This is a genomic window from Micromonospora haikouensis, assembly GCF_900091595.1.
GTDB classification, from domain to species: Bacteria; Actinomycetota; Actinomycetes; order Mycobacteriales; family Micromonosporaceae; genus Micromonospora; species Micromonospora haikouensis.
Genome location: NZ_FMCW01000090.1, coordinates 1 through 1,428, shown reverse-complemented (window position 1 = coordinate 1,428; position 1,428 = coordinate 1). Strand labels below are relative to the sequence as shown.

Annotated in this window: 2 protein-coding genes; one reads left to right on the top strand and one right to left on the bottom strand. The window is 64.4% G+C overall.

Annotation, left to right across the window (positions count from 1 at the left end; all coding sequences use genetic code 11):
• A partial coding sequence (locus GA0070558_RS32595) for a hypothetical protein (RefSeq protein ID WP_369523406.1) occupies positions 1–614 on the top strand: 614 nt, incomplete at its 5' end.
• Between the two features lie 97 nt (positions 615–711).
• Here GA0070558_RS32595 and GA0070558_RS32590 read toward each other — a convergent pair.
• Positions 712–1,251 (bottom strand): helix-turn-helix transcriptional regulator, encoded by a 540-nt coding sequence (locus tag GA0070558_RS32590; RefSeq protein WP_256092275.1) that lies wholly within the window; start codon positions 1,249–1,251, stop codon positions 712–714.
• Between the last annotated feature and the right edge of the window lie 177 nt (positions 1,252–1,428).

Genomic DNA, 1,428 nt, shown 5'->3' with positions numbered 1-1,428 from the left:
CCCACGCAGCCTCGGCGACATCGTCCGTGCCGCCCTCCACCTCACCCACTACGAACACCGATACCTACCGAATTCTTGTTGAGATCACGTCATTGTTCTCCCAACGTCAGGCAGCCGTTAACCGCATCCGCCTGCCGACGTCCGAACTCGCCGACTTCGCCAGCCCATGGCTCGGCATCGGTGGATGCTCGACCGACGCCATCAGCACGGCCCAGCGCGGCAACGGCGAAACAACTCGCACACGCTGCACAGGCGGCATCGTCACCAGCTACTGGATCACTTACCGCAGTCTCGCCGACAGGGATGCTGCCCACGCTCGATACCGCACCCAAGCAATGATCACTCCGCACCTGGCGCCAGGTGCGACGGCTCCGACGCAGCAGACCGCCGCCGGCCGAGAGGTCCAGTACATCGAGTACGCCTATCGAATTGCTACGGGGGATCGAGCTGGAAGCATCGTGGCCGCGATCTGGTGGAGCGACCCGGCAAAGCCGTTCGCAGGAGTCTTCACCTGCTACTGGAATGACCTGGCATTCTCGTGGACCCCAATACGAGACCTGTGGACGCAGGCCGACACGGCACCCCAGTCAACGATAGCCGGCTCGGGCCGCTGAGGGCACTCGCCGAAGTGTTCAGCCACGGCTTCATGTGGCGGTTAATCGTCTTCGATTCACCTGCGAAGGCCGGCATCACGCGCAGGCACCGCTATGTTCAAATGAGGCCGTTGCGCAGTGCGTATGCCACGGCGTGACAACGGTTGCGCAGATGCAGCCGGTTCATCACGTTGTGCAGCGTGTTCTTGATGGTCCGCTGGGAGTAGCAGAGCTTGGCGGCGATCTGGGCGGTGTCGTAGCCGTCGGCGACGAGCCGTAGCACTTCGACCTCTCGGTCGGTGAGCCCTGTGAAGGTAAGCCCGCGTGGTCCAAGGACTTCCCGTTGCACTGTTCCGACTTGCTGTAGCAGTCGACCGAGGAGGTCAGGTGGGATCGTGCCTTCGCCGGCGTGGGCGGCGCGGATGACGATGATGAGGCGGTCGGCGTTGGCCTCGGTGCGGCGGATGATTCCGGTGATGCCGTGTTCGGCGGCGGCGAAGAGTCCGGTGTCATCAACGTCGGTCACGACGAGGACGAGGGTGGAGGCGCCTCGGGCGCGGAGGGCACGTAGAGTCCGCAGGGTGGCCTCGTCGATGCCGTCAGCGACGATCACGGCGACCTGAGCGCGGTCGGCTTCGGTGGCGTTGAGGAGCAGCACCTCGGGGCGGGGCCGCAGTTGACTGACTATGCCGGCGTGGGAGACGAGGTCAGCCGCGACGACAACGACGGGTATGCGTGCTGCAGTGAGGTGATCTCAGCAAGGTTCGGCGGCCGAGTGGGATGACACGGGCTTAACGTCCATACCGGACGGCGCTGGATATGGACGTGGAGCCAT